Below are 26,374 nucleotides of genomic sequence, written 5' to 3'. Positions count from 1 at the left end.
TCGTTTACATCACAATGCCATGTTTAAGGTTCGATATTGCCTCGCCCTTTTTTAGTTTCAAGGCGCTGCGAATCTTCTCTATGTCGGGTGTTACTGGAGGAATTGTTACCATCATTATTACCGCCTGTGCGGGTATTATGATGATGATGTTGGTGCCTGCGCTTTACCACGTGTCGCTGGTAAAAGGGCCAATGGCTCCAGCCATAGAAGGGATAACCAAACCCATATCGGTGATGAGGCCAGACTGAAATCGTCTCAATTTCAATTCTGTCGATATCTTCCCAAAGATAATAGCCCTTGGCTTTCATAGTGGGATAGTGATAATTGTGCTCCCCTACCAGACCTTGCTCTATACCGCTAATGGTTCCAGCGAAGGTCATACTGCGTCCTCTTTGATACACCATAGGATCGAGAAAACCATCTACATACACCCGGAAGCGACCGATACTCTCTTTACCTATTATAGGTCGTCCATATCCCCTTAGAGGGTAATAAACCACTTCTAGTTGGGTGCTATCGGCTTTGTTCTCTATATTGGCAATGACCCCACCCCAGCGAGCCATCTTGTCTTTCTGCACATCAGGTGCAGCAGCAACTTGCTGGTAGGCTACCAATGGCGTGTCCTCTGGTACTTGTACACTCTCAGGGACAGCTGCACAGCCGGATAAAAACAAGGTGAGAACGAGCAATGGATAACATGATTTTGTCAGACCAAACTTCATATTCAGGCCCTCGATGCCGGGTAAATAGATGGACACTAGTGTATTAGCTTAACGGTTTAAAGTGAACCACTACTGAATCAGGAAAGGGTTTGGAATAAGATTAACCGGGTACATCAGGCGTAGGTATCTACGCCCATCATTTGTTTGATTTCTTCCCGACGTGTTTCAACGGCAAGGCTTTGATAAGCATCGACACCATACTTGCCACCTGAAAACTGGCCGCCTTGTTGCTCGCGAAACTTATCAGCCTGAGCAAAAGACTCGGAATCTCCACGCTTAATGACAATTTCTGCAGGGTAGCCCGAACGCGACTGCGAAGCATCCTCCTGAGCAGGTTGTTGCTCAGGATTCTGCTTTGGCGCCTGATTTACTGGCGGATTAATAATGAGTGTTCCGGGTCGGGTAACCACGGATGATTCAAACGTCACTAGCTGTTTCCAATTACCATTTGCTGTGTATACAAAAATCTATGCCTTGTTTATCGGCTGATTTCTGTAACTCTTTAGTAATTCTCTCAGCAATTTCCCGGCCAATCTTACAATTAATAGCGTTGAACGCCGGGAACTGACAAAAAAACCTATCTACCAGGTAGTTTTTTCCAGGTCACTTTATCCCTGAGATAAGTAGGTTCGATTTTCGCCGCTTCAAAGGTGTGGCCCTGCTGCCACTGGTATTTTGCCATGGGAAGCATCCAGCGAGCATCTGGGTATGTGACACTAATGTCCTGCGGTGCAAAAGTACTAAACTGTTCATATGCCTTCCAGCCAGTTCCTGCGCCAGCGAACTCACTAGCTTGTGATAACGGCCCGTCTACCAACGCCTCAGGTGAGATCACCAGCTCTTGGTTTTGCAATTGCATCAAACCATTCTCGTCTAATTGATAATGACCAAAGTACACTTCTGACATACGGGCATCAATGAGTGAAATAACAGACTGGCTACCGCTATTGGCATGACACTGTTGCGCCATGGCCTGCAAAGTACTGACTTTGACGATGGGTAATCCAGCACCAAAAGACAAGCCTTGTACCATTCCCATCGCTATACGCACCCCGGTAAAGCTCCCCGGTCCCGCGCCAACGCCCAGTACATCTAATTGCGTTAGTTGCAAATCAGCTTCACAGAGCACTTCTTGCACCATGGGTAGTAACTTTCTGCTGTGTTCCTGAGGGCAAACCTCAAAACGACTTATTACTCCGTGCTCGCTTTGCAATGCCACAGAACAAGCTTCTGTGGCGGTGTCAATAACCAGTATATTCAAACTCATTTCCTATAATGCCTCTAAAAAAGCCAGCGCCCCTTCCAGAGAGCGAGTGCGTTTCATATCGGGAAGACTGCTTAAAAAGGTTTTGCCATAATCTTTGTTCACTAATCGATTATCGCAAATAACCAATACTCCTTTATCATTAATATCGCGAATTAATCTACCTGCCCCTTGTTTCAGGGAGATAACCGCCTGGGGAATTTGCATAACCGCAAAAGGATTTTGCCCCTTTTTACGGCAATCTTCTACTTTGGCTTGTAACAATGGGTCATCCGGCGAGGCAAAAGGCAACTTATCGATGAGCACACAAGTCAGTTTATCACCGCGCACATCGACACCTTCCCAGAACGCCCCTGTACCCAACAAAACCGCATCTGGATTTTCCATAAACTGTTCCAGTAATTCCCGTTTACTGGTGTCCCCTTGCACCAAAATGGGCGCATCTATTTCATCCGCCAATAACCCGGCAACCTGGCGCATCATACTGTGACTGGTAAACAACAAAAAGCATCCACCGGCACTGGCCTCAATAAGTTTGAGCGAAACCTCCAGCAACATGTTTTTGCGTTTGAAATGATTCGCTTCGGAAAAGTATCGCGGTACACAAAGCAATGCTTGGGACTGGTAATCAAAAGGACTATCAAGAATGATTTCATCAGCGGGCTTAAGCCCTAACTGTTTCTTGAAGTGAGTAAAGGTTTCCCCCACTGCCAGCGTTGCCGAAGTAAAAATCCAGGCGCTATCACTGTGCTCCAGAAACGCCCCAAATTTACCGGCAATACTCAGGGGCGTAGCATGTAAAATGATATGTTTAGGCGTGGTTTCGTACCACAAACTAATGCCCAGCTGTTTTTCATCGCGCATAATACCAAGTCGACTGCGCACTTCCACCAAGCGCTCAAATAGCGCGTCAAAAGCCTTATCGCGATTCAGATGCAGCTTACTCACTTGATACATCACATCAAAGGCATCGTTGAGTTTACTGAGCTGTTCTGAGATTTCCGGTCGTTGTAATTGATCAAACCAGTTGCCTTTTTCTGGTTGCAAAGGATATAGCAGGCGCAATTCCGCCATTTCACCGCGCAATTGCTCTGCAGCCTGACTAAGTTGACTGGCGTCTTTCAATACAGTTCTTTGCAGCGCTTCGATGTCGCGGCAAATATCCTGTACCTGTCGCCCGGAAAGCGTTTCGCCAAAATATTCGGTGGCGATATCTGGGATCTGATGCGCTTCGTCAAAGATAATGGCATCCGCCTCGGGAATAAGCTCACCAAAACCGGTATCCTTTAACGCCAAATCAGCGAAGAACAGGTGGTGATTCACCACCACCAAATCTGATTCCATCGCTTTTTTACGCGCTTTAACCAGATAACAGTCCTCGTAATCCGGGCAATCTCGTCCCAGACAGTTGTCTACCGTTGAGGTGACATAAGGCAAAATACCCGAATCTTCTTTGATGGCAGAAATCTCTCCGATATCACCTGATTGCGTGGTAACAGACCATTTCTTAACCCGAGTTAAATCGGCCAACACATCCGCGCTCATCAAATGGGTACCGCTGTTGTGCTGAGCCAATCGCTGCAAGCACAGATAATTGGCTCGCCCTTTTAACAGTGCTGTGCTTTTATTGCTTTTAAGCGCTTTTTTTATAAGCGGAAGATCACGTAAAAAGAGCTGCTCTTGGAGGTTTTTCGTACCCGTGGAAATAATACATTTTCGCTTGCTGAGTAAAGCCGGCACCAGATAAGCAAAGGTTTTTCCTGTACCTGTGCCTGCTTCAACCACCAATTGCTCTCGTCCTTTTATCGCCTTAGCAACAGATTCCGCCATCGTAATTTGAGCAGCGCGAGGTTTAAAATTTTCGATATTCTCGGACAGCGTACCATCCTGTGCAAAAGCCTTGGTTACTTCAGACATTTAATCATTCTTATTTTGAGGCATCATTGATACAGAGCAAAAATTGTCATTTTACAGCGGTAAAGACGCAATACCAATGAGCAATACCCATCCTGCAAAAAACAGTTTCAGACGGGTTACAGAGAAATACAGCACCACAAAACGTGCGATGGAGCCGCCGATGACTGCCCCCAGCCCGGCGAATAAAACAATTGCCCAATACACGGCTCCGGATTGCATTATATGATAAAGCACCCCGGCCCATACGGAAAAGGCACTCAAAATCACGGCACTGGCAATAGCAAAAGATACGTTGAAACGCCTGAAAATCAGATATATGGCAATGAGCTCTCCAACCCCCACTGAGAGCCAGGCGGTGATACCACCTCCAAGCAACGCAATAACCGGTAAAAAGCAGTTATCCAAGCCCGTGAGATATCGGCTGAATTGGCTATTTTTCAACAGCGGAATTGAGGCAAAAATTGCCAGTGCCAATACCACAGAAAAGGCGCCAAATGTGGCGTGTAAGCTGTTGGGCGATTGCCAATCAACAATCTGTACCCACCAAATTCCGGCAATTGAGAAAGGAACGGTTAATAACAACACTCTGTACAATGGTTGCCATTCGACATCGCTCTTTTTTTCCTTCTTAAACCAGAGGAACCATGACAATGCGCCAGCTGTCATGCCAAAACATTGTATCGCGAAACTGGTGGCTACAATGGTGGTATTGTCTAATCCCAATTGACTAAAAAAAGGCACAAAAATAACACCGCCTCCGGCACCAGTAGAATTTGCAAAAATAGCACCGACGATGCCCAAAAAGGCGAAACCTATGTATTCCCCCAACAACTGCAGAGGTGATTCTGCATAAGCGAAAAACGCCAGACACCAGAGAGCAAATAAAAAACAGCGAATGAGGGTGGCTTTGGAATAGTGCATTGAATAATCTGGTGATTTGATTGAGATTTAAATATGAAAACTAAACGCGAATAGATCAGGTGATGAGGCATTATCTCCACATAACGCACAGATGCAAGAAAGTTCCCGATTTCGGTTGTATTTCACAGAGCGAGCACCTACATTTGCTTTGAATGTAAATCTTAACAAGGAATTTTCCCATGAGTGACTCTGAATTTGATTTTATCGTTTTTGGCGCGACCAGTTTCGTGGGAAAGATATTATGTGCCTATCTGACCGAACACTATAGCGATGGTTCGGTAAAGTGGGCGATGGCTGGGCGCTCAGCCACCAAGTTAGAAGCGCTAAAGACTGAACTAGGAGAAAAAGCCAACCTGGTACCGGTTATTGTGGCTGATGCTGCCGACGAGCAACAACTCACAGCTATGGCTAATCAAACTAACCTTATCGTATCTACAGTTGGCCCCTACGCCCTCTATGGAGAGCCATTGGTCAAAGTCTGCTGTGAGACAGGTACTGATTATTGCGATCTAACGGGCGAAACACAATGGATCGCCCAAATGTTGGACAAGTACCAAGCAAAAGCAAAAGCCTCTGGTGCGCGCATCGTTAATTGTTGTGGTTTTGACTCGATTCCCTCCGACATGGGGGTCTTGTTTTTACAAGAAAAAGCCCATGAACAATTTGGTCATTATTGCTACCGCGTGAAAATGCGAGTCAAAGCGATGAAAGGTGGATTCTCCGGTGGAACCGTTGCCAGTTTGTTAAATGTTGCCAAGGAAGCAGCCAAAGACCCTGCGTTGCGCAGAACTCTAACTAACCCTTATGCACTCTGCCCTGCAAATCATCCCTTCTTCGCTCGTCAGGCCAGCAACAACAAAGCCAAGTACGATAGTGATTTTCAACAATGGACAGCGCCCTTTGTAATGGCCTCTATTAACACTCGCGTAGTGCACCGAAGTAATGGTCTACTGGAGGCCCGTTATGGCAAGAACTTCCTATACGATGAAGCCATGCTAAGTCCGTCTGCCTTCAAAGCTAAAGCGATGGCTTATGGCTTAGGTGCATTTATGGTATCTGCAGCAGTGGGACCGTTGCGCAGTGCGATGGAATCTTTGTTCTTGCCGAAACCAGGAGATGGCCCATCTCCTGACGAGCAGGAGAATGGCTTTTACAACATGCATTTTTTTGGTGAGACCGCTACAGGACAAACAATCAAGTGCAAAGTTACCGGCGATAAAGATCCCGGTTATGGCTCCACCGCTAAAATGTTGGCCGAAACGGCAATTTTCTTCTCACAGCACAGTAATGACGAAAAAGATAGCTGCACCGACGGGGGCTTCTGGACGCCTTCCACCCTGTTTGGTATGCCTCTAGTCGAACGCCTGAGCGAAAAAGCTGGCCTGACGTTTGAGTTGCTGACTGATTGAGCACCAAGAATGAAACATTAATCGATTAGCGATGTATTTGAATTGCAGGATTTCGGTGACGAATGGGTTATTACAACCCGACGGGTTTCAATTATCATGAACGGCTTTCAGTCTTCGTAGTGTTAAAACGTGAAAATCCTTGTAATTGATGATGAGCAACTTGCTATTGATAACCTGGTGTCCTTGCTGCAAAGCCACGCACCTGAAAGTGAAATTATCGCATCAGATGACGCTGGCAAGGCTATTGATCTGTTCTTTTCAGAAACGCCTGACGTAACCTACCTCGATATCAACATGCCTCGGATGTCAGGCATTGATTTGGCAAAGATATTCACAGGCAAATCCATTATTGTTTTTGTTACAGCATATAGTGAATTTGCCATTGAAGCGTTTGACCTTAGCGCCATTGACTATTTGCTTAAACCGATTGATGAAAAACGCTTCGCCGAGTCCTTCCATCGTGTTAAAGAACGTATTCAAAAACCAACATCTGAAACCGCACAACTAAAAGACGTTTTTGACTTAGTTTCTAAACAACTCAATAGCCCGACTGGCGATGTCATCCCCGTAAAAGAAGTCGGTAAAATCCGTATTATCGAAATCAACAACATCGATTATCTTTTAGGTAGTGGAAATTATGTAGAAATCTATCTTCAAAATGGTCAGATGATTTTGCATCGTGAAACGATGCAAAACATGGAAAGCCGGCTCAACCGCCAAGCCTTCATTCGCATCCATCGCTCTTCTATTGTGCGGATCAGCGCTATTTCAGAGCTTATTGCCAGCAGCCGCGGCGACTATACTGCAAAACTGAAATGCGGCACAAAACTACCTGTCTCAAGACAATTAAAAAACCAGGTTTTGAGTTTTTTCAGTTAATGGCTATTTCAAATATCTTACAAAACAGTGAAATGCGCTTTTCACAACGCTTGTTAGCCCCAATGCTTTGGAAACTCTGCGCGATTTATTGGCTAATAACCTTGTGCGGTTACTCCCTGAGAAGAGTACGCTATTTCAACGACTGGACATTTTCAACTTTCTGGCAGTACTTTGCCGAAGGTATGCAATGGTGGGCAGGAAACTTCCTGGTAATGCCATTTCTAATTGCTGCGGCCTGCTATATTTCGTTAAAGAACGACAGCAAAGTTATCAAATTACTATACATCCTGCTTTTGATTCCCTTCGTGTTTTGTTTGCAAACATCCTTGGGTGTCCATGCCCTGTATTTAATCAATAATTTTATTCCCGGGCCTGAAGCACTTAATCTCACATCCATATTACGCGCTTTTCACCACTACACCGCTTACAACTGGTGGAATCTTGATTTTCAAATGTATTTGCTCTATCTACTGATTGGGTTCGGCTGGCAATGGTACGAAACCGGGGTATTGGCACAGCTACAGCATGAAAAACTAAATAGACAGTTAGTACAATCAGAATTAGCAGCGTTTAGAGCTCAGCTGAATCCCCATTTTCTCTTCAATGTACTGAACAGTATCTCAGCACTGGTTAGAACTGAACGCAAGCCAGATGCATTGAATGCGCTCAATGAATTATCTCTGTTACTGAGAGGCATCATTGATAACAGATTGAGCAATTTCAGCACGCTTGAAGCCGAATTGTCCTTATTGGACAACTTTATTTATATGCAAAAATTACGATTTGGAGAAAAGCTTACTTTTAACAAAACAATATCAAAAGAAGCTTATAATCAACGTGTACCTGGTATGTTACTGTTGCCGTTAATTGAAAACGCCGTCGTGCATGGTTCCAAGACCCGTTGTAATATTACATTAGAAGCAGAGGTGACTAATCAAGGACTTTATATACGTATCAGCAACCCACTAGATGAACATCCCAATAACACGGGATTTGGCATGGGGATTGGTAATAATAAAGCCAGACTGGCACTTATTTACGGAGAAACGTGCCAATTCGAACAATTCATTAAGGCTGGACACTTCATTGTCGAAATGACCATACCAACCATGAGCGAAACTGAAAGGCTATAACGTCCCTTCAAATAGCGCATTACTGGTTAATCCTCGGTAAACGTTAATTCCAACGCGACAATTGACGAGCGAAACATATCAACGGGATTGTTGCCATCAGGGCAACCATCAAGTGCCAGTTGCAACTGTCTCGGGTTAAAGCCTTCAGGGTAAATGTGTTTAATAGTCGCCTGATTAATATAGTCCACTAGTGCTTGCTCATTGTCATTCACGATAGCGGTGACTTCTGCCGTCATCAGAAGAAAAGGTATCCCTTCTTTTTGCGCCTGCTCTGCTTCCCGATGCCAGGCTTGATACTCCATGCAAAAATGTATATTGGCGTAGGCTTGAAGCCAGCGCTCAGGATGTGCTCTAAACATTGAATGACGTTTAAGTCGGGCTAACGTTTGATAAGTTGAATTAAGGCCTTTAGGTGCGACCAGATTGTGCAAAGTCTGCAATCTCTCTTGGTATTCGGAATCGCCGATAAAACCATCGAACCAAGCCTGATATTGCGCCACATGTGCAAGTTCATGCTCTAAAGACATCTCGAGCTCAGCGCCGGACAAGGTATCATCCAACAGTACTTTGATGGTTCGGCGTGAGAAATTAACCTGAGTTTGGGCGCGTATGCTTTGCCCTGCTTTATTTTTCAATAAAGAGGTACAGACGATCTCTACATTGTCAGATTGTGTCCCAATTTCCTCAAGGGCTTGCTGGCAGCTTTCGCTTGCTATTGCCTGCCGGGAAAACAACCAAAACAAAATAAAAATTGAAATCCGCACGTCCATCCACAAAGCATAGCATCACTTTATGAAACTAATGCGGCAATACTGTCTTTATCCATACCAAACTCCTGCAATTTCAGTTTCACTTCTGAGTCAGGCAAATGAGATTTAGCCCACAACGCCCAAAGCGATATAGAACGCTTACCACTTCTACAGTAAGCAACGACTGGTTTTGGAAGCTCAGATAAAATTTCGCCGAATTGTTTCGCTGTTTGTCTCGATACGCCTGTGGGAGCTATGGGATAATAACGGCACTGGATACCATACTCTTCAGCGTTACTTTTGATGTCAGCGAATTGGGCTAATTGTGTACATTCTTCATCAGGACGATTACACAAAATTGCACGATACCCCAAAGCATGCAACTGCATCACATCAGTTTCGGTAAGTTGCTCAGAAATAGTCACAGTGTCGGATAGCTTTTTTAATTTCATGATGACACCTATATCGCGCTAACCGGGATCTTGACAAATTGTTGACCTTTTTCACTCACAGCGCCGAACTGACCATTGCGCATATTGGCTTGTATCGCTGGTAATAATAACTTTGGTACAGCCAACGTTGCGTCACGAGCTTGTCTTCTATCGACAAATTCCTGTAGAGGCGTATCTGCCTTAATCAAGATATTCGTCTGTTTTGAGTGTCCAACAGCAACCACTGAACATGGCTTTTGCCCGGTTGCAGGATAATCATGTCCAAGGAACACTTTAGTATCCTCTGGCAACGAATAAATTCGCTGAATAGTACGATATAAGTCTTTAGCGCTGCCGCCTGGAAAGTCACAGCGTGCGGTGCCAAGAGTTGGTGCAAATAAGGTATCCCCCGCAAAAATAGCCCCGTCAAGTAAATAGCTTGCACAGGCAGGAGTATGGCCTTGAGTATGCCAGACAGTGACATTGAGATTACCAATTTGAAACTGATCGCCGTCTTCAAATAATCTATCAAATTGACTGCCGTCAGTTGGAGTATCATTTTCCGTTTCAAACTTCGGTACCCACAAAGAAAGAACTTTCACAATTCCCACACTCATGGCAATTTGCCCCCCAACCTTTCCCTTTAAATAGTGAGCAGCAGTCATATGATCGGCATGAACATGGGTTTCCAGTATCCATTGATTGTGTAACTTATTTTGCTCTATAAATTGGACTACGCGGTCAGCGCTGCCAAAACTTGCCTGAGCGGAGAACTGGTCATAATCCATGACAGAATCAATAATGGCGGACTTTTTCGTTTCCTCATCAATAACCAGATAGGTAAAAGTACCGGTATTTTCATCGTAAAATGTTTCAATTTGCATAAGTTTCTCTCTAAACAAATTCAATGATCAAAATAAAAGAGGCAATGGCAGCGGTAAAAACAGCAAACAGTTTCTGCAATAGATGGGCGTCAATTCGGTATGCTACTCCTGAGGACGCCCACATACCTAATAAGGTAGCCAACAACATAAAGGCAATGAGCTCTACATCCAGCACTATGCCCACCTGTAGATCGCCAACAAAACCTATGAGAGATTTGAGAGCAATAATTAGAAGCGAAGTACCTATCGCGTTTTTCATGGGTAAGCCCACCAATAGCACCAAGGCAGGAACAATTAAAAATCCCCCTCCAGCGCCTAACATTCCGGTGATCAAGCCAACAACAGCGCCATCCAAAGCAATTGCCAGCCACCGCGAAGGGGCGTGAGTTACAACACCTCCTTCAAGTGGCTCTTCGGAATCTGTTTGGCGAACCTTTTTAAGCATTGCGAAAGCAGAAGCCATCATTAACAGGGAAAACAAGACCATGATTGCCTGATCCTTGTAAATAACCACAGGAGACGTTAACAGCTTCTCAGGTAAAGCGGGCATCAACAGTAGCCTGGTGAGATAAACCGCCACAACAGAAGGTATGGCGAACAGTAGCGCAAGCTTTAGGTCCACAAAGCCAAGACGGAAGTAACGCGAGGCCCCAAAAGCAGCCGTAGCTCCCACTATCAATAATGAATACCCTGTGGCAACGCCCGGCTCGAGGTGCATTAAATACACTAAGATAGGTACGGTCAGTATAGAGCCACCACCACCCACCAGTCCTAATACCAATCCCATTAAAACAGCTGCCAAATAGCCGATAAATTCCACACGCCACCCCATATAATTCAAAGGCATAATATATACCTTTTTGAAATATACAATACTAAGTGTCACTGTATTCAAAACTAGTCTGACCAGAACTATCAATATACCATTTTAATATATAAATAGTTACCTTTGGAATATACAAAGTCTGGGTGGATATCTGAAGTCAAATGGATTGTTCTGTAGAAGTATTCGGATATAGCAGAATCAGGAGAAGTGAATGCAATGGCAATTGCCACAAGCCAGAACGCAAAAAACCGGCTTTTAGCCGGTTTTTATATTTGGTGCGGATGGGGGGACTTGAACCCCCACGAGCATAGCTCACCACCCCCTCAAGATGGCGTGTCTACCAATTCCACCACATCCGCGGAAATTGTATTAAGTGTTTGGAACGTCGCTTTCAGACTCTTCCTGATCTGCAGCAGGAACGTCTCCAGCTGCCGGAACATCTTCAGTTACAGGCGCAGTGACAGCTGGAACTTCAATGTTTTCCCATGTGTCTTCATTACCGCCTTGTTTGCTTGACAAGTTACCCAGCGCTAAACTGACGATAAAGAAAATCGTTGCCAAAATTGCTGTAGTTCTGGTCAGGAAGTTTCCTGAACCCGTTGAACCAAAAACAGTATTGGAACCACCGCCACCAAAAGACGCGCCCATATCGGCCCCCTTGCCGTGCTGAATAAGCACCAGACCAATCAGCGCAATAGCTACAATCAAATCAACAACTAACAGTACTTCGTATAACATTTATGTTCTCTAAAATAATCAGGCCGACTGGCAAATTGCTTTAAAATCGTCAGCTTTGAGGCTCGCCCCACCAATAAGGCCACCATCTACATCGGGTTGTGAAAACAGTTCTGATGCATTATCAGCTTTAACACTACCACCGTATAAAATTCTCATTCCATCTGCTACTTCAGCAGATTTTTGGGCAATAAATTCACGCACTTTCTGATGAACTTCTTGTGCCTGCTCCGGACTCGCCGTTTTTCCGGTTCCAATTGCCCACACAGGCTCATAAGCCAGTACGCACTGAGCGAAACGCTCAATTCCCAAATGCTCGACCACAACGGCAACTTGCTTAACACAGTGCTCAACGTAATCGCCACTGTCTCGAATGCTTTCTTCCTCACCGAAACACACAATAGGTATTAAACCAGCTTCCAATGCGCGTTGCGCTTTTTGTGCAACAACAGCGTTGGATTCTGCGTGATAAGTACGTCGTTCTGAATGACCAACTATCACCCATTTGGCACCGCACTCAGCAAGCATATCGGCACTAACTTCACCAGTATAAGCTCCAGATTCGTGAGAACTTACATCTTGTGCTCCAACGTCAAAACTGGATGCTGAAAACTGACCTAAATATACAGACGGCACACAAACAACCACTTGGGTGTCTTTGAAATCACAAGCATTCAATGCCTGATTCATTTCGTTGACCAAAGCACTTGAACCATTCAGTTTCCAGTTACCGGCTACCAATGATTTTCTTTCTGTTGCCATATCACTTGTCATTTTTCAGCAATTCCGAGCGGTGCGAGATATTAACGAAGACCCACCCAAGATACAAGATTTCAACGGAAATATTTTGCTTAAATGGCGTCTTTTACCGCACCGGCGATATATTCCGCCCAATTATTAGCCAGCGCACTGTCCTGCGCTTCTACCATTACGCGGATCAGTGGTTCAGTACCACTTTTTCTGAGCAGAACTCGCCCCGTATCATCCAGTTCCGACTCAGCCTCTTTAACGGCGTCCTGAACAGAACTAAGTAGCAACGGATCATCTCCCTCTTTGAAACGCACGTTGATAAGTTTTTGCGGGAATTTTTCCATACCCTTGGATAGGTCATGTAGGGACATATTGGCCTTAAGCATGGATGCAATCACCTGTAATCCAGACACGATGCCATCACCGGCGGACGCTACATTCAGATTGAGCACATGACCCGAGCTTTCACCACCTATACTCCAACCTTTCTCCTGGAGTAACTCTAGAACATATCTATCACCCACTTTACTGCGAGCAAACGGAATACCGAGCTTGGTCAGGGCAATCTCAAGCCCTAGATTACTCATTTGAGTGCCAACAACACCCCCACCATTTAATTTGCCAGATTTCAGGTTGTCTCTTGCGATGATATAGACTATCTGGTCGCCGTCCAGTACATTACCTTTGTGATCTATCATCATGATGCGATCACCATCTCCATCGAGGGCAAATCCCAAGTCTGCTTTTTCTTCCAGTACCTTAGCTTTGATTTGTTCCAGAGAAGTTGCCCCAACCTTATCATTAATATTCAGGCCATTAGGGGTAGTCCCTATCTCAATAACTTCAGCACCTAACTCAATGAGTACATCTGGCGCTATGTGATATGTTGCGCCGTGAGCGCAATCAACCACGATTTTTAGCCCTTGCAAGGATAATTCAGATGGAAAACACCCCTTACAAAATTCAATGTAACGTCCTGCGGCATCATCAATACGGTTAGCCTTACCTAATTTGTCGGAGCTAACACAGGTCATGGGTTTTTCCATTTCTGCTTCGATGGCTAACTCAATATCATCGTCTAACTTGTACCCTGTGGAGCCGAAAAACTTAATACCATTATCGTAATAAGGATTGTGGGAGGCGCTTATCACTATACCGGCCTCTGCACGAAAAGTTTTGGTCAAATAGGCAATTGCAGGCGTCGGCATGGGACCTAACAAGCCGATATTGATGCCCGCAGCAGACAGGCCGGCTTCCAATGCCGACTCCAACATATAGCCTGAAATACGGGTGTCTTTTCCTATCAGCACTTTATTAGTGCCATGCCCCGCGAGAACTTTTCCTGCGGCCCAACCTAGCTTGGTCACAAATTCCGGGTTAATCAGGTTTTCACCAACACGACCTCGAATGCCGTCCGTTCCAAAGTACTTTCTCATTTAAAATCTCAAATTAACTGTATGGTTTTTTTTAATACGTTTAACGCATCCACGGTTTCTTTGACATCGTGCACGCGTAATATTTTTGCGCCCTGAAGCGCCGCGATTAATGCTCCACTTAAACTACCGGCCAAGCGCTGCTCAACCGAACGATTCAGTAAGTTGCCAATCATAGACTTGCGAGACAAACCTATCAATAAAGGTAGCTGCAATTCATCGAAGTAATCTAATTGCCCCAATATTTCATAATTATGTTCCAATGCCTTACCAAAGCCAAACCCGGGATCAAGGATAAGTTTAGTTCGAGGGATCCCGGCTTTCTCACAAGCAGTAACACGCTGCCTAAAAAACGCCATAATATCTTTTAACAGATCCTCATAGCGCGGAGCGTCCTGCATAGTCCGTGGCTGCCCTTGCATATGCATAAGGCAAACATCTGCATTAGAAGATGCGGCAATTTCAAGCGCGCCGGGTAGTTGTAGAGCTCTCACATCATTAATTAAGGTTGCCCCGGCGTTGACCGCTTCACGCATTACCTGTGGTTTACTGGTATCAATTGAAATTCGAACATCTATCTGGCTAGATAATTGCTCAATAACAGGCACGGTTCTTTCAAGCTCTTCTTGTAATGAAACCTCTGCCGCACCGGGCCGAGTTGACTCACCGCCAATATCAATTATGGATGCGCCCTCTATCGCCATCTGTTCGGCTTGAGCCAGGGCACTATCAAAGCGGTTAAACTTGCCACCGTCAGAGAACGAGTCAGGGGTTACGTTAAGGATCCCCATAACCTCGACATCGGGATTAAGCTTGTGTTGTAGTGTCATCGGAATTATTAAACTAGTCAAAAAAAACGCCTCAAACGAGGCGTTTCATAATCTAAACCACTTTCGAATGTTAACCGGGCATATCGCCTGGTTTACCAACAGAACCTTTTGATTCTGTCTTGTCTTCGTCTTCTGTCTTTGCAGTTGCTTCTGCACCTGCGCCACCGCTTGGCTTATCAGATTTGTCATCGTCTTTGTTCCAATCTGCCGGTGGACGAACCTCTTTACGTTCCATAAGATCGTCGATCTGTTTGGCGTCAATAGTTTCGTATTTCATCAGGGCATCCTTCATAGCATGCAGAATGTCCATGTTCTCTTCCAGGATATTCTTAGCGCGCTCATAGTTGCGATCTATGACCCCCTTGATTTCAGCGTCTATTGCGCGAGCGGTATCGTCAGACATATGCTTACTCTGTGCAGCACTTCGTCCTAAGAACACTTCACCTTCTTCTTCGGCATACAGCATCGGGCCCATCTTATCCGATAAACCCCACTGAGTAACCATCTTACGGGCGATATCGGTGGCCCGTTCAATATCATTTGACGCGCCAGTGGTTACTTTATCTGAACCATAAATAAGGTCTTCAGCTAAACGTCCGCCAAACAAACTGGAGATCATACTCTCAAGGTGCTGTTTACTATGGCTCACTCGATCTTGCTCTGGAAGATACATAGTTACACCTAAGGCCCTTCCCCGAGGAATGATAGATACCTTATATACAGGATCGTGCTCTGGCACTAAACGTCCAACAATGGCATGCCCCGCTTCATGATAGGCGGTCATGGCTTTCTCATCTTCCGACATCACCATAGAGCGACGCTCTGTACCCATCATAATTTTGTCTTTCGCCTTATCAAATTCTTCCATGTTCACCAAGCGCTTATTTGCACGTGCGGCGAACAGGGCAGCTTCGTTGACTAAGTTGGCGAGGTCGGCACCAGAAAATCCAGGTGTACCGCGAGCGATTACCGACGCCTCTACATTGTCAGCAATAGGTACTTTACGCATATGTACTTTAAGAATTTGCTCTCTACCACGGATGTCAGGCAAGCCTACCACTACCTGGCGGTCAAAACGTCCTGGACGCAAAAACGCCGGATCGAGCACGTCTGGGCGGTTAGTAGCAGCAATAACAATAATGCCTTCATGCCCTTCAAAACCATCCATTTCTACCAACATCTGGTTCAAGGTCTGCTCACGCTCATCGTGACCACCACCGAGACCCGCTCCACGCTGGCGGCCTACTGCATCAATTTCGTCGATAAAGATAATGCAAGGTGCTGACTTTTTAGCTTGCTCGAACATATCTCTTACACGAGAGGCACCAACCCCCACGAACATTTCCACAAAGTCGGAACCTGAAATAGTGAAAAATGGTACTTTGACTTCACCAGCAATTGCTTTTGCTAATAAGGTTTTACCAGTACCGGGAGGGCCCACCATCAGTACACCTTTAGGGATCTTGCCACCCAGCTTTTGAAACTTAGAAGGGTCACGCAAGAAATCAACTAGCTCAACCACCTCTTCTTTGGCTTCGTCGCAACCAGCTACATCCTGGAAAGTGGTTTTAATCTGGTCTTCACCCAATAAACGAGCTTTGCTTTTGCCAAAAGACATGGCACCGCGACCACCGCCGCCCTGCATCTGTCGCATGAAGAAAATCCACACACCGATCAGAAGTAACATCGGGAACCACGAAATAAAAATATTGGTCAACATGGATGGCTCGGCAGGAGGAATGCCAACCACACGAACGTTGTTCTTTAGCAAGTCCGCCATTAACCCGTCATCGTAATATGGAATGTTGGTGTTAAAACTCTCACCAGTGCGTTTTAAACCGCGCACCTCACCAGTCTCTTTGTCGATACTGATTTCACGGATCATGCCCTGATTTACTTCTTTGATGAACTGATCATAACTGGTTTGCCGCTTGCCAGAATCACTCGGGGTGAAGCTCTGAAAAACAGACATCAATACCACAGCGATCACTAACCAAAGGATCAGGTTTTTAGCCATATCACTCAATGTAATAACCTCAATAAAAACTTAAAAATGCGTAATCAAATCGCCATCGGTAAAGAATACTATAGTTTCCTACCGGTAGCCAACACCAAGACTGCCACTATGCTCGCGCAAGAGACGTCCATTTTCGGTTACTGCGTAAAACAATGTCTTGTTTCGACTCCCGAAATTACCTTTCGTAAACAAGCAATCAAAACTCTGTATCGCTGCCACTGACTGAGAGGTGTCTCCTCTATTCAGTTATTCGGGTTTCACCACTACAGATACTTACACTACGGTTTAAGCATGATTTCTGTTCAAAACCGATTCAAAAACCCGGCAATAACTCTTCAAGGCTCACCGCCCCATCTCTTTTAACGAGGTCAGAGAAGGCCTTTTAATTATTTAATCCATTCCTGATTAGGATTAATGGTGAGATGGCGTTAGAATACAGGTTTTCAACCTAAGAATAGAGATTTATTTGTAAATGAATCTAACCAACAAACAGAAACAACATTTAAAAGGTTTGGCCCATAGCCTCAAGCCTGTGGTGATGTTAGGCGGCAATGGCCTGACGGAAGGTGTTATGGCAGAGATAGATTCAGCCCTGGCACATCACGAACTTATTAAAGTTAAAGTCCCCTCTGAAGACCGTGAAGAGAAAAGCCTGATCATGGACGCCATTGTAAGAGAGTCAGGGGCTGTGAAAGTGCAAACCATCGGACATGTACTGGTGCTTTACAAACCTTCAGAAGATAAAAAGATAGAGCTTCCAAAAAAGTAAAATGCCAATTTCCATGTCTCGTCCTAAAATACGTTGACGTTTTATGCAGGCCGGTAGATTTTATCTATCGGCCTTTTTCGTAATGCACCTGGTTAGGTGTTTTCATTCCCAAACTCAAGTGCGGCCTCATCTCATTGTAGATGTATATCGATTCATCCACGAGTTGCTTTAATTCCCGCATATTCTTGCACTGATGCAACAAGAACTCCTGCTTTAGTATGCCATTGATTCTTTCTGCTAAGGCATTCTGATAGCAATCATAACCATCGGTCATAGATGGAGTAATGTTGTGATTTCTCAGGACAGCCTGATATTCCTCAGAGCAATATTGCACTCCTCGATCTGAGTGATGAATCATTGGATGGTTATAGTACTTATGCTTGATACTCATATTGAGTGCCTTAACCACATCTGTTGCTTTCATTTCATCGCTGAGTTCATACCCCATAATCTTTCGGGAATATGCATCCGTTGTTAATGATAAATAGTGCGTACCCGCATCTGACTTCACGTAGGTAATATCACTCACAAACACATCCTCAGCCTGTTGAGGTTGATAGTCCTTCAGTAGATTCGGGTGCTTTTTCATCCAGTGACGGCTGTCGGTTGTTTTTGTGTAACTACGTTTGGGTTTAACCAACATGCCTTCTGCGCGTAAATAATCAAACAGTCCATCACGCCCCAACTTAATGCCAAGTTTATCAAGCTCTGGTTTCATCAGTTGGTAGAGCTTTCGAGTCCCAATCCGCGGCATGTACTGGCGCCAATACAGCACCATGTCCTTAACCGGCATTAGCACCTGCTGCTTATCGTTAAACCGCTTAATCCACTGATAAAGCCCTTGAGGTGTAAATCCGAACAGGCGGCAACAACGAGCTAGCTTTCTTCGTTTTTCAACTTTTCCCGCCCAGAGAGCTTGTCGTAGTACTTTTTTCTGTAGTTACTCCCACACTCGTTATCAACACGGGTTACTACCTCTTCCAGAACATCAATTTTGAGTTCAGCATCAGCTAATGCGCGTTCTAAACGCTTAATCTTTTGGGCGGGTGTTTCGTTGGATTGAGACATAAGTGAATGCATCAAAGGCTCAGACCAATCCAGCTTACCATGCTTTCGTAGCCAGACGAGAACTGTACTTCGGCCTTGAATGCCAAAGTGCTTTTGAGCTTGTTTGTAGGTGAAGTCGCCTTTTTCGACTTGCGCTACAACGGCCAATTTAAAGCCTAAGGTGTAATCACGTTGAGTTCGTTTAACGCGTTGTTTATCTGGGTTTCTCATAATAAGTCCTAAATGTGTAAACACATTTCAGGACGGGACACCAACGCAATTAAAAAAAGCCGTTCAATAGAACGGCTTTTTTATGTTCGACTTACAATATCGAAATTAGATGTATTCAACTTCGATTATTTCGAACTCTTTTGCGCCTGAAGGAGTCTGAATTGTCGCCACATCATCCAAGTTCTTACCAATCAAACCACGGGCAATAGGTGAATTTACGGAAATCAGATTGTTTTTAATGTCTGCTTCATCATCACCCACAATGCGATAGGTGGTTTCTTCATCAGTATCAAGATTCAACACTGTCACTGTAGCACCAAAAATGACTTTGCCATTGTTAGTCATCTTTTTCACATCGATGATTTGGGCATTGCTCAGCTTGCCTTCGATGTCCTGAATTCGACCTTCACAAAAGCTTTGTTGCTCTCGCGCTGCATGATATTCAGCGTTTTCTTTTAAATCGCCGTGCTCACGTGCATCTGCAATTGCATTAACGATTTGCGGTCGCTTCACGGTTTTTAACTCGTGCAGCTCCGATTTTAACATTTCAGCCCCTTCGGCTGTCATTGGTATTTGATTCATTGCGTAATTCTCTTGTGTAATTCCTGCACAGAATTAACATCATTACGATCATCCGACGCATGAGCGTTGATGGTAGCAAAAGCCCCGTTCATGGTTGTGGTGTAAGCAACTTTATTCAGTAGTGCTTCTTTACGGATGTAGACGGAGTCAGAAATCGCCTGACGTCCTTCCGTTGTGTTAATTATGTAGCAGTATTCGCCGTTCTTGATGGCATCAACGATATTCGGTCGACCTTCCGACAGCTTGTTGACCACATCACAATCGACGTTCGCGTTATTCAATAACTGAGCTGTACCACTGGTTGCCTCAAGGCCAAAACCTTTTTGCAACATAGCTTTACCCAGCTCTACAGCGCGATTTTTATCATTATCTCGCAAAGACAGCAAGACTTTACCTTTTTTCGGCAACGGCGTGCCGGCGCCTAAATTGGCTTTAGCATAGGCCTGCACAAAGCTTTCGCCAACGCCCATCACCTCACCGGTAGAGCGCATTTCCGGGCCAATCAAAGGATCAACGCCCTGGAATTTAGCGAACGGGATCACCACTTCTTTAACAGAGTAATACGGTGGAATGATTTCCAGCATTTCATCTTGCTGCGCCAGTGTTTGGCCCACCATGGTTCGGGCAGCAATTTTGGCTAATGGCTTACCTGTTGCTTTGGATACGAAAGGCACAGTACGCGCCGCACGAGGGTTTACCTCGATAAGGTAAACTTCACCATCTTTCACCGCAAACTGGGTATTCATCAAACCGATAACGCCCAATTCTAACGCCATGTCTTTGACCTGCTGACGCATGACATCCAGGACCTTTTTCGGCAAGCTATACGATGGCAATGAACAAGCTGAATCACCAGAGTGAACACCTGCTTGTTCGATGTGTTCCATAATGCCACCAATAGTAACATTCTCACCATCACAGATTGCATCCACATCCACTTCGATTGCATCATCTAAGAATCGATCCAGTAACACGGGCGAGTCATTCGACACACTTACGGCTTCATTTAGATAGCGTTTCAGATCTGCGATGTCATAAACAATTTCCATTGCGCGGCCACCTAATACGTAAGAAGGTCGCACCACTAGTGGGAAGCCAATTTTTCCAGCTTCTTCCAGCGCCTGTTCAAGATTACTCACTGTCGCATTGGCGGGCTGTTTAAGCTGTAATTTGTAAACCATCTGCTGAAAACGCTCGCGATCTTCTGCGCGGTCAATAGCGTCTGGCGGTGTACCGATAATGGGTACGCCTGCCTCTTCTAACGCTCTTGCTAGCTTAAGCGGCGTTTGTCCACCGTATTGAACTATTACACCTTTGGGCTTTTCAACTCGTACAATTTCAAGCACATCTTCCAGAGTTACAGGCTCAAAATACAAGCGATCAGAGGTATCATAATCGGTAGATACTGTCTCTGGATTACAGTTAACCATGATGGTTTCATAGCCATCTTCGCGCAGCGCCAATGAGGCGTGTACACAACAATAATCGAATTCAATACCCTGACCAATTCGGTTGGGGCCACCACCTAAAACGATGATCTTCTCTTTGTCAGATGGATTGGACTCACACTCTTCATCGTAAGTGGAATACATGTAAGCCGTGGTAGTGGAAAATTCTGCTGCACAGGTATCAACGCGCTTGTAAACTGGCAAGACCTTGTTCTTAACTCGCAAATCGCGCACGTCGGATTCGGCCAGTTTAGTTAGCTCAGCAATGCGAGCATCGGCGAATCCCTTGCGTTTAATCTTACGCAGAAAATCACCAGTCAACGCCGCAACGCCTTGCTCTTGCATATGCTTTTCAAGATTGACGATATCTTCAATTTGTACCAAGAACCATCTGTCGATGTTGGTGTGGCTGAACACTTCGTCTACAGTCATGCCAAAGCGGAAAGCGTCGGCAATGTAGAAGATGCGTTCGGCGCCGGCTTCGGTCATTTCGCGCACTAGCGTATTTTTTGCGTCGCTAGCATCCAAATCGATGATAGGGTCGAAACCATTAACCCCAATTTCAAGGCCGCGCAGCGCTTTTTGTAATGACTCTTGCTGATTGCGTCCAATCGCCATTACCTCACCCACAGACTTCATCTGTGTGGTGAGTCGGTCGTTTGCGCCAGAGAATTTTTCGAAGTTGAAACGCGGAATCTTGGTAACCACATAATCGATGGCAGGCTCAAACGATGCAGGCGTTAAGCCACCAGTAATATCATTAGCCAACTCATCCAAGGTATAACCTACAGCCAATTTGGCAGCAACCTTAGCAATGGGGAAACCCGTTGCTTTGGAAGCCAGAGCCGATGAGCGGGATACACGCGGGTTCATTTCAATGATGACCAAGCGTCCATCTTTTGGATTTACGCCAAACTGAACGTTTGAACCGCCTGTTTCTACACCGATTTCACGCAATACCGCCATAGCGGCATTACGCATGATTTGAAATTCTTTATCGGTGAGGGTTTGCGCAGGAGCAACGGTAATGGAATCCCCGGTGTGGATGCCCATTGGATCAAAGTTTTCAATAGTACAAACGATGATGCAGTTGTCGTTTTTATCACGCACCACTTCCATCTCGTACTCTTTCCAACCGATCAGAGATTCATCAATAAGTAATTCATTGGTAGGTGATAAATCCAGGCCACGACGACAAATCTCTTCAAATTCATCAACATTGTAGGCGATGCCGCCCCCGGTTCCACCCATGGTAAACGAAGGGCGGATAATACACGGGAAGCCTATACGACTGAGTACATCATGGGCTTCTTCAATGGTGTGAGCGATTTCAGCTCTTGGACACTCAAGTCCAATGGATTTCATCGCCTTGTCAAAGCGTTCGCGATCTTCGGCTTTATCAATGGCATCTGCCGTGGCACCTATCATTTCCACGTTGAACTCTTTCAGTACACCGTGTTTCTCTAGATCCAAAGCACAGTTCAATGCAGTTTGTCCACCCATAGTAGGCAGTACCGCATCCGGACGCTCTTTAGCAATAATGTTCTTAACGACTTCCCAGTGTATAGGCTCAATATAGGTGGCATCGGCCATTTCAGGGTCTGTCATGATAGTGGCGGGATTGGAATTAACCAAAATTACGCGATAGCCCTCTTCGCGAAGCGCCTTACAAGCCTGAGCACCCGAATAATCGAATTCACAAGCCTGACCGATTACGATTGGGCCTGCGCCCAGAATCAAAATACTTTGTATGTCATTACGTTTTGGCATTGTCAGATCCTGTTATTTGCGTGCTTGCATAAGTTCAATGAAGTGGTCGAATAATGGCGCAGCATCATGTGGGCCTGGGCTCGCTTCTGGATGTCCTTGAAAACCAAAAGCCGCTTTATCTTTGCGATGAATGCCCTGCATTGAACCATCAAATAAAGAGGTATGAGTCACTTCCAGATTTTCGGGCAAGTTGTTCTCAGAAATAGCAAAACCGTGGTTCTGGCTGGTGATCATCACCACACCACGTTTGTGATCTTTGACCGGGTGGTTAGCACCGTGGTGGCCGAATTTCATTTTTTCAGTACTGGCGCCAGAGGCCAAACCCAAAAGCTGGTGCCCCAAACAAATACCGAACACGGGAATATCCGTGTTTAAAATCTCTTTGATGGCTTCGATGGCATAATCGCAAGGCTCAGGGTCACCCGGCCCATTTGACAAAAACACACCATCAGGGTTTAAAGCCAGAACATCTGCTGCTGGTGTTTGTGCTGGTACCACAGTCAATTTGCAACCGCGAGATACTAACATTCGTAAAATATTGCGCTTAACGCCAAAATCATAAGCAACCACGTGAAAGTCGGGGTTTTCTTTGAGTTTAGTGTGGCCTTCGCCCAACTCCCAAACCCCCTCATTCCATTCATATTCTTCTTTGGCCGATACGACTTTAGCTAGATCCATCCCCTTGAGTCCCGGAAATTTCTGCGCTAATTGCAGCGCTTTGTTTTCGTCCAAGTCAGGGCCGGTGATAATGCAGCCGTTTTGGGCGCCTTTATCCCGTAATATTCTTGTTAAACGACGGGTATCAATATCCGCGATGCCCAATACGTTTCGGGCTTTCAGATAATCAGACAATGACTGCTCACTGCGAAAGTTACTGGTCACCAATGGCAAGTCTCGGATAATGAGTCCTTTAGCCCAGATTTGCTCGGATTCTTCATCTTCACTATTCACACCGGTATTGCCAATGTGAGGATAGGTTAAGGTCACGATTTGTTCCGCGTAGGAGGGATCGGTAAGAATTTCCTGATATCCTGTCATGGAAGTATTGAATACCACTTCCCCAACTGAAATACCCTCGGCTCCAAAAGCAGTGCCTTTAAACACTGAGCCGTCTGCTAGTACTAGTAGCGCTGAATGCGTCAAAATGACCTCCCCAAATGCGGTAATATTAACGTAGCCAGTCTGCCAAACACCCATAAAAAACGGGCTGTTTCTAAATTAAATAGGTTAACTTATCTACATCCCGTTTTTCTGGCTAAACTGATATTTTTCGAGTCCAAAAGTAGGTTCTACCTAAATTTGTGGCAAATTCCGCGCATTGTAGACCAAGCGACCTGGTTGGTCCATCATTTATTTAATTATTTAACTTTTCGGGCAGTTAAATTGATTTTCCTGCCCAAACGGTCAAAAGTCACATTTTATTAACTTAGCTGCAAGCCAATATCAGCACCTTCTCCATAGCCGTAAAACTCTGCTTTATTAACCCACCTCAAAGCGCTTAAATGCACCAAAACATCGGAGTTAGTGCCCTTATTCAAAAAGCATTTCGACAAAAATGAAATACTCAGTTTCTTTTCTGAACTTGAATTATTCTATAAATAAGCTTACTACTCTAAATGTAAACCATTGTTTTTATTGATGTATTAATCAGTAACAATGAATTTTAATAAGTCCTTAATCTCTAATGGAATTCAAGGCAGAATAATGGCAACTTTTTGAACAGCGAAGCCAAAACTCAATGAGCAATAATTTCCAACGACTTTCTGTCGCCTTGTTAACTATCTTTTCAACACAGGTGATTTCCTCCGAAATCGATTCGGGAAATCATGCTAAAAATATCATTTGCTCAGGCAAATCTCACGCCATCAGCCATATTCAAGGCAATTCAGAATCATCTCCTTTTGTCGGGAAAACAGTACAAGTCGAAGCAGTGGTTACAGCCGATTTCCAGGAGACTTTAGAGGGGTTTTATCTGCAATCTTCCTCGGCTAAACAAGATGCCGATCCTGAGACCTCTGAGGGCATCTTCGTATACACCGCCGACACTCCAGTTACAATTGCGCTGGGAAATCTAATCAGATTCAGCGCAACGGTAGAAGAGCACGAAGGCCTGACTCGATTGGCAGCACCTTCTAAAATAACAGTGTGCGAACATTCCGTTCCGTTACCAGCGCCAGTTAAACTGCGGTTACCCTTTACCGAAGAGCCAGAACATCTGGAAGGGATGCGTGTGTCCATTAACGACATGACCGTAAATGACGTTTATCACCTTGGTCGATTTGGCACCATCACTCTGGCAAATGGACGACGTTTTATTCCCACTCAAGTAGCAACCCCGGGGGATGCCGCTCGTGCGCAAGCTGCTCGAAATAACCTGAATAAAATTTTATTAGATGACGGCTCGGACAAACAAAACCCTGAGTTTATACCCTACCCTGCAACAGGACTTTCGGCACAAACCCCCCTGCGTGTTGGCGACAAATTAAGTTTAGAATCTGGTGTCATGCATTACGCTTCCAATAACTACCGTATACACCCTGTATCACAAGCCAAAGTTGTTAAAGCCAATCCACGGCCGGAAATGCCAGAGCTAACAAGCCAGGGGAATCTCAAAGTAGCCAGTTTCAATGTATTGAACTACTTCACTACCATGGATAAACGTGGAGCGGATAATGAAAAGGAGTTTGCCCGTCAGCAAGCTAAAACCATAGCTGCCCTGGCGGCACTAGATGCCGATATCATCGGCTTGATGGAAGTAGAAAACAATGGCTTCACGCAACAAGGGGCACTCGCTAACCTGGTTGCAGCGCTGAATAAAACAAATTCCGCTAAAGACTGGCAATTCGTTAAGCCGACAGTGAAACAAATTGGCACAGATTCCATCATGGTAGCCATTATTTATCGTGAATCTGTGGTTAATCCCGTGAATGCCGCAGCCATCCTCGATAGCACCAATTCCAGCAAAGATGCCAACGGTAGACCACTATATTTGGATACTAAGAACCGACCTACTCTGGCACAGAAATTCCTACATATTGAATCGGGTGAACACTTTGTGGTTTCAGTAAGCCATTTGAAATCAAAAGGCTCAAACTGTAATGACTTAGGCGATCCTAATATGCAGGATGGCCAAGGTAACTGCAACTTAACACGCACACGTGCTGCAAAAGCAATCGCCCATTGGTTAAACACTGAGTTTAAAGAAGAAGCCATTATTTCCATTGGCGACCTAAACGCCTACGCGAAAGAAGATCCACTAATGGCTTTATCCGAGGGTGGTTTTATTGAGCTATTTCACCATTTGCAAAAAGAAAAAGCCTATAGTTATGTATTTGCTGGGCAATCAGGGCAGTTGGACCATGCGCTAGCCAATGAAGCCATGCTAAACAAAGTATTGGATGTTACCGAGTGGCACATAAATACCGATGAGCCCATTATACTGGACTATAACATGGAGCATAAAACAGAAGCGCAACTCGAGCACTATTACAGTGCTGACCCATACCGTTCTTCAGATCACGACCCCGTGGTTATTGCCCTGCAGATGGGCGGGAAAGAATAAGGAATAGAATTGAGAAGGGTAACTTACAGACGTAAGTTACCCCAAATGCTAACGGACCATATTAT

Annotated in this window: 23 protein-coding genes and 1 tRNA gene; 5 read left to right on the top strand and 19 right to left on the bottom strand. The window is 45.1% G+C overall.

What is annotated here, in order from left to right; genetic code table 11:
* Positions 1–23 precede the first annotated feature (23 nt).
* The 5 genes from AABA75_RS08030 to AABA75_RS08010 form a co-directional block, all read right to left on the bottom strand.
* Positions 24–758, bottom strand: coding sequence for a Slp family lipoprotein (locus AABA75_RS08030; RefSeq protein ID WP_338292102.1), 735 nt, complete (start codon positions 756–758; stop codon positions 24–26).
* Positions 759–835: 77 nt separating this feature from the next.
* Positions 836–1,150, bottom strand: a complete 315-nt coding sequence (locus AABA75_RS08025; RefSeq protein WP_338292101.1) for a hypothetical protein — start codon at positions 1,148–1,150, stop codon at positions 836–838.
* Between the two features lie 149 nt (positions 1,151–1,299).
* A complete protein-coding gene (tsaB, locus tag AABA75_RS08020; RefSeq protein WP_338292100.1) occupies positions 1,300–1,989 on the bottom strand; it encodes a tRNA (adenosine(37)-N6)-threonylcarbamoyltransferase complex dimerization subunit type 1 TsaB in 690 nt (229 codons plus the stop codon).
* A gap of 3 nt (positions 1,990–1,992) precedes the next feature.
* Positions 1,993–3,903 carry an ATP-dependent DNA helicase gene (locus tag AABA75_RS08015; RefSeq protein WP_338292099.1) on the bottom strand — a complete coding sequence of 637 codons (1,911 nt, stop codon included), beginning with the start codon at positions 3,901–3,903 and terminating at the stop codon, positions 1,993–1,995.
* A gap of 51 nt (positions 3,904–3,954) precedes the next feature.
* Positions 3,955–4,824 carry a sulfite exporter TauE/SafE family protein gene (locus AABA75_RS08010; RefSeq protein ID WP_338292098.1) on the bottom strand — a complete coding sequence of 290 codons (870 nt, stop codon included), beginning with the start codon at positions 4,822–4,824 and terminating at the stop codon, positions 3,955–3,957.
* A gap of 179 nt (positions 4,825–5,003) precedes the next feature.
* Here AABA75_RS08010 and AABA75_RS08005 point away from each other — a divergent pair, with 179 nt between their 5' ends.
* From AABA75_RS08005 to AABA75_RS07995, 3 genes are all read left to right on the top strand, one after another.
* Entirely contained in the window at positions 5,004–6,233 is a 1,230-nt protein-coding gene (locus tag AABA75_RS08005) for a saccharopine dehydrogenase family protein (protein WP_338292097.1), read from the top strand.
* 129 nt (positions 6,234–6,362) lie between these two features.
* Positions 6,363–7,112 carry a LytR/AlgR family response regulator transcription factor gene (locus AABA75_RS08000; RefSeq protein ID WP_338292096.1) on the top strand — a complete coding sequence of 250 codons (750 nt, stop codon included), beginning with the start codon at positions 6,363–6,365 and terminating at the stop codon, positions 7,110–7,112.
* On the top strand, positions 7,112–8,245 hold the full coding sequence (locus tag AABA75_RS07995) for a sensor histidine kinase (RefSeq protein ID WP_338292095.1): 1,134 nt from the start codon (positions 7,112–7,114) through the stop codon (positions 8,243–8,245). Before AABA75_RS08000 ends, AABA75_RS07995 begins: the two co-directional genes overlap by 1 nt.
* 26 nt (positions 8,246–8,271) lie before the next feature.
* Here the strand turns inward: AABA75_RS07995 and AABA75_RS07990 are convergent, their stop codons facing one another.
* From AABA75_RS07990 to ftsH, 10 genes are all read right to left on the bottom strand, one after another.
* Positions 8,272–9,009 carry a hypothetical protein gene (locus AABA75_RS07990; RefSeq protein WP_338292094.1) on the bottom strand — a complete coding sequence of 246 codons (738 nt, stop codon included), beginning with the start codon at positions 9,007–9,009 and terminating at the stop codon, positions 8,272–8,274.
* A 26-nt stretch (positions 9,010–9,035) separates the two neighbouring features.
* Positions 9,036–9,446 carry a beta-lactamase hydrolase domain-containing protein gene (locus tag AABA75_RS07985; protein ID WP_338292093.1) on the bottom strand — a complete coding sequence of 137 codons (411 nt, stop codon included), beginning with the start codon at positions 9,444–9,446 and terminating at the stop codon, positions 9,036–9,038.
* An 8-nt stretch (positions 9,447–9,454) separates the two neighbouring features.
* On the bottom strand, positions 9,455–10,309 hold the full coding sequence (locus AABA75_RS07980; RefSeq protein ID WP_338292092.1) for an MBL fold metallo-hydrolase: 855 nt from the start codon (positions 10,307–10,309) through the stop codon (positions 9,455–9,457).
* A gap of 10 nt (positions 10,310–10,319) precedes the next feature.
* Positions 10,320–11,156, bottom strand: a complete 837-nt coding sequence (locus AABA75_RS07975; RefSeq protein ID WP_338292091.1) for a sulfite exporter TauE/SafE family protein — start codon at positions 11,154–11,156, stop codon at positions 10,320–10,322.
* A 252-nt stretch (positions 11,157–11,408) separates the two neighbouring features.
* A tRNA-Leu gene (locus tag AABA75_RS07970) sits at positions 11,409–11,494 on the bottom strand.
* Between the two features lie 10 nt (positions 11,495–11,504).
* On the bottom strand, positions 11,505–11,873 hold the full coding sequence (gene secG / locus AABA75_RS07965) for a preprotein translocase subunit SecG (protein WP_338292090.1): 369 nt from the start codon (positions 11,871–11,873) through the stop codon (positions 11,505–11,507).
* Between the two features lie 18 nt (positions 11,874–11,891).
* Positions 11,892–12,632: a triose-phosphate isomerase gene (gene tpiA, locus AABA75_RS07960; protein ID WP_338292089.1), complete on the bottom strand. Its 741-nt coding sequence runs from the start codon at positions 12,630–12,632 to the stop codon at positions 11,892–11,894.
* A gap of 89 nt (positions 12,633–12,721) precedes the next feature.
* Positions 12,722–14,056: a phosphoglucosamine mutase gene (gene glmM, locus AABA75_RS07955; protein WP_338292088.1), complete on the bottom strand. Its 1,335-nt coding sequence runs from the start codon at positions 14,054–14,056 to the stop codon at positions 12,722–12,724.
* An 8-nt stretch (positions 14,057–14,064) separates the two neighbouring features.
* Positions 14,065–14,883 (bottom strand): dihydropteroate synthase, encoded by an 819-nt coding sequence (folP, locus tag AABA75_RS07950; RefSeq protein WP_338294821.1) that lies wholly within the window; start codon positions 14,881–14,883, stop codon positions 14,065–14,067.
* A gap of 70 nt (positions 14,884–14,953) precedes the next feature.
* Positions 14,954–16,909, bottom strand: coding sequence for an ATP-dependent zinc metalloprotease FtsH (gene ftsH, locus AABA75_RS07945; RefSeq protein ID WP_338292086.1), 1,956 nt, complete (start codon positions 16,907–16,909; stop codon positions 14,954–14,956).
* Between the two features lie 463 nt (positions 16,910–17,372).
* Here ftsH and yhbY point away from each other — a divergent pair, with 463 nt between their 5' ends.
* Positions 17,373–17,669, top strand: coding sequence for a ribosome assembly RNA-binding protein YhbY (gene yhbY, locus AABA75_RS07940; protein WP_338292084.1), 297 nt, complete (start codon positions 17,373–17,375; stop codon positions 17,667–17,669).
* A 64-nt stretch (positions 17,670–17,733) separates the two neighbouring features.
* On the opposite strand, the gene AABA75_RS07935 is transcribed toward yhbY, so the two are convergent.
* From AABA75_RS07935 to carA, 4 genes are all read right to left on the bottom strand, one after another.
* A protein-coding gene (locus tag AABA75_RS07935) for an IS3 family transposase (protein ID WP_338292082.1) occupies positions 17,734–18,947 on the bottom strand; the annotation gives its coding sequence in 2 pieces (ribosomal slippage) (positions 17,734–18,611 and positions 18,611–18,947; 1,215 coding nt in all).
* 105 nt (positions 18,948–19,052) lie between these two features.
* Positions 19,053–19,529 (bottom strand): transcription elongation factor GreA, encoded by a 477-nt coding sequence (greA, locus tag AABA75_RS07930; RefSeq protein WP_338292080.1) that lies wholly within the window; start codon positions 19,527–19,529, stop codon positions 19,053–19,055.
* A complete protein-coding gene (carB, locus tag AABA75_RS07925) occupies positions 19,526–22,747 on the bottom strand; it encodes a carbamoyl-phosphate synthase large subunit (RefSeq protein ID WP_338292078.1) in 3,222 nt (1,073 codons plus the stop codon). The genes greA and carB overlap by 4 nt, the downstream gene beginning before the upstream one ends.
* A 12-nt stretch (positions 22,748–22,759) precedes the next feature.
* The gene (gene carA / locus AABA75_RS07920) at positions 22,760–23,890 is read right to left on the bottom strand and encodes a glutamine-hydrolyzing carbamoyl-phosphate synthase small subunit (protein ID WP_338292076.1); all 1,131 of its coding nucleotides are present in this window, start codon (positions 23,888–23,890) and stop codon (positions 22,760–22,762) included.
* A 595-nt stretch (positions 23,891–24,485) separates the two neighbouring features.
* On the opposite strand from carA, the gene AABA75_RS07915 reads away from it, so the two are divergent.
* Positions 24,486–26,309: an ExeM/NucH family extracellular endonuclease gene (locus AABA75_RS07915; RefSeq protein ID WP_338292074.1), complete on the top strand. Its 1,824-nt coding sequence runs from the start codon at positions 24,486–24,488 to the stop codon at positions 26,307–26,309.
* The last annotated feature ends 65 nt before the right edge of the window (positions 26,310–26,374 follow it).

Source organism: Planctobacterium marinum, from assembly GCF_036322805.1.
Classification (GTDB): Bacteria; Pseudomonadota; Gammaproteobacteria; order Enterobacterales; family Alteromonadaceae; genus Planctobacterium; species Planctobacterium marinum_A.
The sequence above is the reverse complement of the archived record's forward strand: the minus strand, read 5'-3'. Positions and strand labels throughout refer to the sequence as shown.

Coding starts and splice junctions, on each gene's coding strand:
- glmM (WP_338292088.1), bottom strand. CDS start 14,056: ATGAGAAAGTACTTTGGAACGGACGGCATTCGAGGTCGTGTTGGTGAA.
- AABA75_RS07975 (WP_338292091.1), bottom strand. CDS start 11,156: ATGCCTTTGAATTATATGGGGTGGCGTGTGGAATTTATCGGCTATTTG.
- AABA75_RS07985 (WP_338292093.1), bottom strand. CDS start 9,446: ATGAAATTAAAAAAGCTATCCGACACTGTGACTATTTCTGAGCAACTT.
- tpiA (WP_338292089.1), bottom strand. CDS start 12,632: ATGGCAACAGAAAGAAAATCATTGGTAGCCGGTAACTGGAAACTGAAT.
- AABA75_RS08005 (WP_338292097.1), top strand. CDS start 5,004: ATGAGTGACTCTGAATTTGATTTTATCGTTTTTGGCGCGACCAGTTTC.
- greA (WP_338292080.1), bottom strand. CDS start 19,529: ATGAATCAAATACCAATGACAGCCGAAGGGGCTGAAATGTTAAAATCG.
- AABA75_RS07915 (WP_338292074.1), top strand. CDS start 24,486: ATGAGCAATAATTTCCAACGACTTTCTGTCGCCTTGTTAACTATCTTT.
- yhbY (WP_338292084.1), top strand. CDS start 17,373: ATGAATCTAACCAACAAACAGAAACAACATTTAAAAGGTTTGGCCCAT.
- carB (WP_338292078.1), bottom strand. CDS start 22,747: ATGCCAAAACGTAATGACATACAAAGTATTTTGATTCTGGGCGCAGGC.
- AABA75_RS08015 (WP_338292099.1), bottom strand. CDS start 3,903: ATGTCTGAAGTAACCAAGGCTTTTGCACAGGATGGTACGCTGTCCGAG.
- AABA75_RS07995 (WP_338292095.1), top strand. CDS start 7,112: ATGGCTATTTCAAATATCTTACAAAACAGTGAAATGCGCTTTTCACAA.
- folP (WP_338294821.1), bottom strand. CDS start 14,883: ATGACACTACAACACAAGCTTAATCCCGATGTCGAGGTTATGGGGATC.
- AABA75_RS08010 (WP_338292098.1), bottom strand. CDS start 4,824: ATGCACTATTCCAAAGCCACCCTCATTCGCTGTTTTTTATTTGCTCTC.
- secG (WP_338292090.1), bottom strand. CDS start 11,873: ATGTTATACGAAGTACTGTTAGTTGTTGATTTGATTGTAGCTATTGCG.
- AABA75_RS07980 (WP_338292092.1), bottom strand. CDS start 10,309: ATGCAAATTGAAACATTTTACGATGAAAATACCGGTACTTTTACCTAT.
- tsaB (WP_338292100.1), bottom strand. CDS start 1,989: ATGAGTTTGAATATACTGGTTATTGACACCGCCACAGAAGCTTGTTCT.